The organism is Dyadobacter sp. (genome assembly GCF_051859145.1).
GTDB lineage: Bacteria > Bacteroidota > Bacteroidia > Cytophagales > Spirosomataceae > Dyadobacter.
On record NZ_JBHYGF010000186.1, the window covers coordinates 1 to 7,945 of the forward strand.

5 protein-coding genes and 2 riboswitches are annotated in these 7,945 nt (G+C 50.0%); of the genes, 2 read left to right on the forward strand and 3 right to left on the reverse strand.

The window, feature by feature from the left end; genetic code table 11:
• Window positions 1–1,437 (reverse strand): cobaltochelatase subunit CobN (locus tag ACTIE6_RS12065; RefSeq protein WP_439556874.1); only part of this gene is annotated, 1,437 nt, incomplete at its 3' end.
• A 7-nt stretch (window positions 1,438–1,444) separates the two neighbouring features.
• Window positions 1,445–2,797 carry a cobyrinate a,c-diamide synthase gene (locus ACTIE6_RS12070; protein ID WP_439556875.1) on the reverse strand — a complete coding sequence of 451 codons (1,353 nt, stop codon included), beginning with the start codon at window positions 2,795–2,797 and terminating at the stop codon, window positions 1,445–1,447.
• 227 nt (window positions 2,798–3,024) lie between these two features.
• Window positions 3,025–3,172, reverse strand: a riboswitch (cobalamin riboswitch).
• Window positions 3,173–3,293: 121 nt separating this feature from the next.
• A riboswitch (cobalamin riboswitch) is annotated at window positions 3,294–3,672 on the forward strand.
• A 127-nt stretch (window positions 3,673–3,799) separates the two neighbouring features.
• Here ACTIE6_RS12070 and ACTIE6_RS12075 point away from each other — a divergent pair.
• Both ACTIE6_RS12075 and ACTIE6_RS12080 read left to right on the forward strand, forming a co-directional pair.
• Window positions 3,800–4,438 carry a hypothetical protein gene (locus tag ACTIE6_RS12075; RefSeq protein ID WP_439556876.1) on the forward strand — a complete coding sequence of 213 codons (639 nt, stop codon included), beginning with the start codon at window positions 3,800–3,802 and terminating at the stop codon, window positions 4,436–4,438.
• A gap of 158 nt (window positions 4,439–4,596) precedes the next feature.
• Window positions 4,597–6,837 carry a TonB-dependent receptor plug domain-containing protein gene (locus ACTIE6_RS12080; protein ID WP_439556877.1) on the forward strand — a complete coding sequence of 747 codons (2,241 nt, stop codon included), beginning with the start codon at window positions 4,597–4,599 and terminating at the stop codon, window positions 6,835–6,837.
• A 52-nt stretch (window positions 6,838–6,889) separates the two neighbouring features.
• Here the strand turns inward: ACTIE6_RS12080 and ACTIE6_RS12085 are convergent.
• A partial coding sequence (locus ACTIE6_RS12085) for an acetate/propionate family kinase (protein WP_439556878.1) occupies window positions 6,890–7,945 on the reverse strand: 1,056 nt, incomplete at its 5' end.

A 7,945-nucleotide genomic window follows, 5' to 3' on the forward strand; every position in this document is an offset into this window, starting at 1 on the left:
CTCGTAGCCTTTCGCTTCCTTTCCTTTTTCCTTAAATGAAACAGGTACCGTAATAATCCGGCCGTCAAATTCGGGTATAGCCACATTCATCGCGGTATCCAGCGGGTTCAGTCCTCGGGCCGACGATTCCCAGGGTCCGCGCGCCATGCCGCTGGTAATTGCTTGCAGGATAGGCACATCGAGACTGGTAAGTGCGGCAACCGGTTTGCTGACGGCACCTGCGGGTTGTATATCCGTAATTGCAAACGAAATGGTATTGATCAAAACATCCACCCGCACAGGCGCTTCAAAGAATTGAAATGCGAAGGGCCGGCCGCTTCCGGGATCAATGGATTTCAGGGACGAGGTAAAAACCGGCAGCGCATTCAGCCCCCGCTCTTCCAGCGACCTGATCATGGCATCCACAAATCCCGTATTCCCACTGATCCAGTGCGCCCGGTAAAAGGTAATTGCGACGGTTGCTTGTGCGGGATTATAAAACTTTAACCAATCGCCCATATCCGCATTCTCGGGCAGGTCGGGGTGGTAGATGCCGTGTTCAGGCAATGCAGCTGCCGGCTCCGCGCCGAAGCCTGTCATCAGCAGATGGTCCGACAAGTAGAAGAGCAGCGAGGCCAGGTTGTTGTACCCGCCGGCTTGCAAATAGCTCAGTGTATCTTGCAAAATCGCGGGCGAAACCGTAGATACTGCTGCAAATTCAGGATTCAGCTCGCCCGTGCCGCTGACCACAATCAGGTGCTGCTGCCGCTTTTTGGCAAGATTCACCAGCTCGCCGAAACCGGGGATACCGCTCAGCCGGCCGTGAATGCGGATTACGATAATCTTAGCTTCCGCGATTTCCCTTTCGAGCAGCTGCGCCATTTGCGCCTCACTTTTGATACCCATCAAACTCATTCCCAACGTTTTTGGAAAATCGTTGGGCAGCAGTTCCATTGCCCGGTTCAGCGCGAGCAGGTCGGTATCTGCGTGGGTGAGGAATACGATTCCTTCTGTTGGCAAAGCAGTTTCACCAGCTATTGTTGCATTTTCAGAGCCTTTCCAGGTATAAAATTGGAATACATATTCAGCCAGGTCAGCCGGGGGCACGAGGTACCTGTCGGCTTTGACCATGCTCTCAATGTAATCGAAAATCGCGACGATCTGCCAGTCGTTATTGATCGAATGGAACCATACTGAATGCCCGTCAAAAAGCAGGGTCGCCACATTGGCGAGTGTGCACGGGCCGAGACAGCCGCCTTTGGTCAGGTGAACAGTGTTGCGCAGCTTACGTTTCAGCCATTCGCTTTTGTAGAGTTCAACCGGTATAGCCGCATAGCCACGGTCAACCCGGCCGCAGCAGCAGGCATTGTAGCAGTACGACAAATGTCCCCGGCGCTGTACCAGGTTAATGGATTTTCCGTCTGAGCGTGTGACACGCTGGCGTTTGTGTGAAATCATTTTTTGGCTATCGGCTTTCGGCTGTCGGCTGACGGCTTTCTTTTGCTTTGGTGACTATGTTTTTTATGAAGCTTGCCGTTTCGCCCCAGTAAATGTGCATGTAGGTAGCGAAGGTGTTGTTTTGCCGGTAGAGCTTTGTTTCTGTTTCAATGTCTCTTGCATTCGTGATCAGCGCATTGTCGGTGGTCAAACTGTTGTTTGTAAATCCCGAATAATGGAATTCGTGACCTTTGAACTGCATTTCGTCCCAATTTCCGATACGATAACCCAGTACCATTTTGGAATGCAGCATACTGGTGCTGCATGGGAGTGCGCCTGCCATTTCAAATGTATCACCCTGCGCATTCGTAAGCTGCTCGCCCAGGTACATCAGTCCGCCGCATTCCGCGAAAGTCAAACCGCCTTCATCACAATAAGCTTTGATACTCGCCCGCATGGATTCATTTTCGCTTAGCTCAGCCGCGTGCAACTCGGGATAGCCGCCCGGGATATAGAGGAAATCAGTTACGGGAAGTACAGGGTCGCTGATCGGGCTAAACCAGGTAATATGACCTAAACCAGCCAGTACTTCTATATTTTGGTGGTAAGTAAAAGTGAATGCTTCATCACGCGCGATGGTAATTTTCAGCTTGCTTTCCGGTTCTTTTGCTGGTACAGGTGGGCGGCTTCCTTCATGATTGATCTGAACCTTCGTTAATTCCAGCAGCCGGTCCAGGTTCACCGTTTGCTCCACTGCGTGAGCTGCATTTTCGATGATCTGTTCATAATTTGTGTCCGCAGAAATATGCAAGCCCAGGTGTCGCGAGGGGATAGCCAGTGCGCTGTTTTTAGACAAATAACCAAGCGCCTCAACGCCCGCATCGGCACAGGCATCCTGCAAAAAGCGATAATGTGATTCTGTTCCAACGAAGTTGAAAATCACGCCTGCAATGGAGATGTGCGGGTAAAAGTTTTTGAAGCCAAACAGCAAAGCCGCAGCCGAATACGCCATTGACCTGGCGTCAACTACCAGAACAACCGGTATACCCAGCAGTTCTGCAATCGCCGCACTGCTGCCGTCCATTTTCTGAGCACCATCGAAAAGCCCCATTACACCCTCGGTCACAGCCACGTCGGAGTGAGCCGAATACGTTGCGTAAAGTGCCTGCACGTGCGCATTGGAAGACATGAATGTATCGAGATTGATACTCTGGTTCCGCGCGGCTTCGGTGTGGTGAATGGGATCAATGTAATCCGGTCCGCACTTGAAAGGCTGAACTTTCAGGTTGCGCCTGGTAAGTGCGCGCAGTAAACCCAGCGTAAGGGTTGTCTTACCCGAGTTGCTTGCCGGGGCAGAAATAAGAAAATGAGACTGGGCCATTGATTCCGCTGCTAACACCAACCCTGTCCGGCTGCACACGCATTCGTGTCCATTCGTGCATTCGTGGCAAAAAAAGTTGATAGCCCCCGCTATATCTCACAATACGATCGACAGGAAAAAAAAAGAAAAATACAGGAAGAATGGATTAGGAAAAACCCAATGAAGAGCACAGGGCATTAACCCTGAAACGCAATATCCAGATCAGACTAGCTTCATTCCGCGAAAGCATTGTCAACAAAGAAAAGGCAGGTTTTCTGACTCGTAACGTTTACATCGAATTCGATACGTTACTTACAGTTGCGCGACAGCTCGTGATTCTCACACGATTCCCCTATTAATTCACTGGTTAGTAAAACCTTTCCTGTTGGAAAAAGATAGCAAAGAACTTGTTTGTGGCAAATGTAGCACGATTTCGCAGAAATCCAGGAAGGCAGCGCGACAGACGCACATTTTTTATCAGTAAGGAAATTTTTACCTCGCAGCATTTAAAAACATATAGCTTTGCGCCTCATTTGGTTCACGCCGCTGGTGTGATTAAAAGGGAATCCGGTGTAAATCCGGAACAGTACCCGCTGCTGTAAGTTCATAAACCAAGCATTGACATTTGGCCACTGGAAGGGCAATGATTGAATGATTGAATGATTGAATGATTGAATGAGTGAGTTGTGAGTTAGTGAGTTAGTGAGTTAGTGAATAGTTTTTAGTTACAGGTTTATACAATAATTATTCACTAACTCAAAACTCGCTAACTCAAAACTAAAATTCATTCACTCATTCAGTCATTCAATCATTCAGTCATTCAAAATTCATCACTCTTCCGGGAAGGCGTTAGTTGCTGAACGAGTCAGAAGACCTGCCGTTTGAAAATATCCGTTTTGCTTTCGGGAAGAAAGGCGAGAGGATTTTGGCAGGCGGCTTTGCGTCTTGCCTTCTTCCCCTGTTTCCCAATTCCAATCCGGATAAAATCAATCAGCCTGCGCTTGCAGGGTTAAATTTTATTCGATGATCAATTTTCTGCTTATTGACTCCCTGCTCCTAGGTGTGCAGCATTCCTTTGAACCCGACCACATGGCGGCCGTTTCTGTCCTGGCTACGGATGAAAAACGCAGTCCGGGCCAGCGGTGGAAAATGATCTGGCGGTCGTCGCACTGGGCGCTTGGGCATTCTTTTACGCTGATTCTCTTTGCAGTGCTGGTGCTGCTGCTCAAATCCACCTTCTCGCTGGAAGTTTCCGGTAAAGTGGAACTGCTTGTCGGACCGCTGATGATATGGCTGGGTGTTATGGCGATTATGCGTAATTTCAAAAAAACAGCTTTCCAGGCACCTGTTGTCCATTCTCAAAAGTTCAGCCGCTCTTTCTGGGTAGGTATGGTGCACGGACTGGCCGGTACCGGAGGTGCCTGCGCAGTAGCATTGACGCTCGCCGCAAGTGACGCCCGCACAGCAGTTTGGATCATCGTTATTCAAAGTGTTGGCATTATCCTCTCCATGTCCGCCTACGGCTATTTTTTCGCATTCTCCATCAGTAAATTCGTCTCCCACCGCGAAACTTTCCTGCGCATCGTCAACTACCTCGTAGGCGCATTCTCCATCATCATCGGAGCAATCACGCTGGCTGGTTCGCTAGAATTGTTCTATTGATTAATTATGTTAATTTATTTTAAATGAGGTACTTATATTTTCGTTTTTGCAATTGGAATGCTTTGCATTCGCTTTGCCATGCTGTTTTTTCGCTTTGTCATGCTGAGCGCAGTCGAAGCAAAGTAGCGTCACGCCATTGCCCTTCGACTGCGCTCAGGGTGACAAAGGGCGAAGTACTGGCAACAAAAGGAACACGGTTGACAAAGGGCGAGGTACTGGCAACAAAAGCAAAAACACTGGCAACAAAGAGGTACGCACTGGGCCTTCTCTTCTCCCTCCTTCCGCTTCTCACCTCCGCACAAACACCCGACACAACCCAGCAAAACACCCTCAACCCCGTCGTAATTACCGCTACGCGGTTTGAGACTAAGATGGAGACGATTGCGCAGAAACTGGTTTTGATAACGAAAGAAGATATTCAAATGACGCCGGCTGCCGACCTGACTGATATCGTGCGAAAAACGGCTGCTGTGGATGTAATCCAGTATCCCAATTTGTCTTCCGGTATCGGGATAAGAGGTTTCCGTCCGCAGTTTTCGGGGTTGAACCAGCGGACTTTGCTTTTGATCGATGGCCGGCCTGCCGGGGCTACTAACCTTTCTCAGATCAATTTGAATGGAGTAGAGCGGATTGAGGTGCTGAAAGGCCCCGCTTCTTCGCTTTATGGCTCGCAGGCAATGGGCGGGGTGATCAATGTTATTACCGCACGTTCGAAAGGGGACACCAGGGGGGCTGCATTCGCCGAATATGGTAGCTTCCAGGCCGTCCAGGCCGGGATGAATGCAGGAGGTAACCTCACCAAAAAGCTTGATTACGACCTTTCTTTCAACTATCTGGAACGTGCAAAGGATTATAAAATCGGCAAAAACAACTGGCTCCGCAATGCATTTAGATTCCAGGATGCGCAGAAAAATTATGCTTCCGGCGGGACTGAAAATGTGGATGAAAGTCTTACCGACGGACAAAGAAGACCTTTCACGAAATTACATTATTACTCCGGCAGGCTGCGGGCGGGATACCAGCTGGCTGCAAACTGGCGTGTGGATGTGAGCGGGGAGACTTTCCAGGCCAAAGATGTGGAGTCGCCCGGCGAAATATCTTCCGGAAGTTCAGAGGCCAGTACCAAGAATGTGGACCGCGCTGCCGTTGATTTGTCAGTTTCCGGCAAGATAGACGCGCACAGTCCGTCGCTGAAAGTGTTTACCTCCGAAGAAAACACCCGCAATTTTACCCTGAATGTATCCGGCAAGCCCGTGGTACCATTCCGCTCGGCGGAGTTAGAAAATGCATGGAAAGGTTTACAGGTAAAAGATGTCTGGAAGCTGGGCAACCACGCGCTGATCCTCGGCTACGATTACCTGCATGCAGCTACCCAAAGCAGAAGATGGACAAACGATACCACCGAACGCGGACCCACGCAGCCGGCCTATGCGATTATTTCCTCCGCATTCTACGCACAGGCACTGCTGACCTTCAACAAACTCACATTGCAGCCGGGAATACGTTACGACAATATCACATTTGATGTGCGCCAAACCGCCCTTTTACCATCCTATAAAGCCGGTAAGAAAACAAACCCGTTCACCAGTCCAAGCCTGGGTGCGACTTACCAGTTTTTGCCATTTCTACGGATTAAAGGTGCACTCGGCCGCGCATTCGTGACTACTGATGCTTACAGTGTGGCGGGTTACAATGAGGTGCGGGATTCGAAAGGGAGGATTGCAGTTACCGCCGGGAATGCCGACCTGAAAAATGAAAGCAGCCTCAGCTGGGACCTGGGCCTGCATTATACCAAACCCAGATCAGGCTTCTCTGCCGGTGTTACCTATTTTGCAACCAAAGTGGATAACCGCATTGCCAAAATCATCAGGACAACCAGCGAGCCGCTGGCAAATGGCGACGTGATTGTATCCCGGGCCACCTTTGTGAATGCGGCAGACGCGCATATAGCCGGACTTGAAACCGAAATCTCGTACGATCTGGGCGCATTGAATGATTTCAGATATGCATTGCGCGCCTACTGGAACGGTTCGTCGATCTTCAAAGCGCGGGAGCTGATCATCGATACAGACGGTAAAGCGACAAACCGCGATATCCAGAATGTGGCAAAAAATACATTCAACTACGGTCTGGAATATGACAACCGGAAGTGGCTGCGCGTGCGGCTCTCGGGAAGGTCGGTAGGAACGCGGAAAGATATAGATTACACAGATCCGGTCAACCCGGAAATTGAATACCCGCAGTACATGGTACTTGACCTCGCCGCCTCTTTCAGGATCAATGCAATGCATTCGTTGACCATGAAAGTTACCAATGTAACGGATGAGAATTATTACGAAAAAAGAGGCTATAACCTTCCGGGAAGAGCAGTTTCGGTTCGGTACCAGATTATGTTTTAACAAACAAAAAGGCCGGAGATTGCTGCACTACATCTCCGGCCAGCTTACATTCCTACAACAGTTCAAGCGTTTGCTGGGCAATTTCCAGCTCCTCATTCGTAGGCACCACCAGAATTTTCACGCCATTCCCTGCCTGGCTGATTTCACGAATGTTAGCACCGCGCGTATTGTTTTTTTCTTTGTCAAGATGAATGTTGAGGTACTCCATTCCAGTACATACTGCCTCGCGGATCGCGGCGTCGTTCTCTCCTACTCCGGCCGTAAAAACAATGGCATCAAGTCCATTCAAAACAGCTGCGTATGCGCCAATGTATTTTTTAATCCGATAGGTATACATATCCAGGATCAGCCTGGCCGGGCGGCTGCCCTCCTGCTCCATCCTGCGCACGTCTCTCATATCATTGGACCCGGTAAAGCCGCGCAGCCCCGACTGCTTGTTCAGGATGTCGCTGATTTCATCCGGTGTGTACGTTCCATTATCCATTAAATGCAGCAGCACCGACGGGTCGATATCCCCGGAGCGGGTGCCCATGATCAAGCCGCTTAAAGGTCCGAACCCCATACTTGTATCCACAGAGCGGCCACTATCCACTGCGGTAATGCTGCAACCATTACCCAGGTGAATGCTGATAATTTTGGCATCCTGCTTCCCGAGCCACTGCATCGCTTTTTGCGTCACGTGACTGTGGCTGGTGCCATGAAAACCATAAACGCGCATTTTATCCTTCTCATAAAGCTTCTCGGGGATCGCATACCGGTATGCTACTTCCGGTATGGTCTGGTGAAATGCGGTGTCGAAGACTGCCACTTGTACCGCTTTCGGGAAAGTGGCTTCCGCTACTTCAATGCATTCCAGGCTGACGGGATTATGCAGGGGAGCCAGGTCCGAGAGCTCTTTGATTTTCTCTTTGATCCCGGCTGTAATGCGTGTAGCCTTTGAAAAACAATCCCCTCCATGCACAACGCGGTGCCCTACTGCCGCGATCTCGTCCGGGTTTTGGATTAAACCGTCCGCCGGATCCGAAAGAAGCCGCAGTACCATATTTAACCCAACTGCATGATCGGGGATATGTTCTTCGCTTTCCAGCACCTTTTCGGTGCCGCTATC

What these genes read in the sequence shown, in the direction of transcription:
- ACTIE6_RS12070 (WP_439556875.1), bottom strand. Translation starts at nt 2,797, where the DNA reads ATGGCCCAGTCTCATTTTCTTATTTCTGCCCCGGCAAGCAACTCGGGT.
- ACTIE6_RS12075 (WP_439556876.1), top strand. Translation starts at nt 3,800, where the DNA reads ATGATCAATTTTCTGCTTATTGACTCCCTGCTCCTAGGTGTGCAGCAT.